The sequence below is a fragment of the Microbispora sp. NBRC 16548 genome, from assembly GCF_030268985.1.
GTDB lineage: Bacteria > Actinomycetota > Actinomycetes > Streptosporangiales > Streptosporangiaceae > Microbispora > Microbispora catharanthi.
Genome location: NZ_BSSF01000110.1, coordinates 1 through 294, shown reverse-complemented (window position 1 = coordinate 294; position 294 = coordinate 1). Strand labels below are relative to the sequence as shown.

Sequence of the window (294 nt, the reverse complement as noted above, 5' to 3'; positions counted from 1 at the left end):
GGCGGACCAGGGGAGTGGCGGCCCACTGTGTGCCGAGTCCGAGGGTGGTGCCGGCGCCGGTGAGGGTGAGGCCGGCCAGGACGATGGCGTAGACGATGTGCTCGTCCATGAAGGGGTTGGTGGTCAGGGGCAGTTCGGCGGCCCACATCATGAGCAGGAGCAGTCCGCCGGTGGTGGCGGCGATGCGCATGCCCACGCCGAGGATGAGGGCGGTGCCGATGCCGGCGAGGCCGGTCATGAACAGCCAGTCGACCCAGGGCTGGCCTGCGAGGGTGTTGAACAGGCCGCCGAAGG

Annotated in this window: 1 pseudogene; it reads right to left on the bottom strand. The window is 70.4% G+C overall.

Going from position 1 to position 294, the window contains the following annotated elements:
* A pseudogene (locus tag QSK36_RS43260) lies at positions 1-294 on the bottom strand (hypothetical protein); the annotation flags it as partial.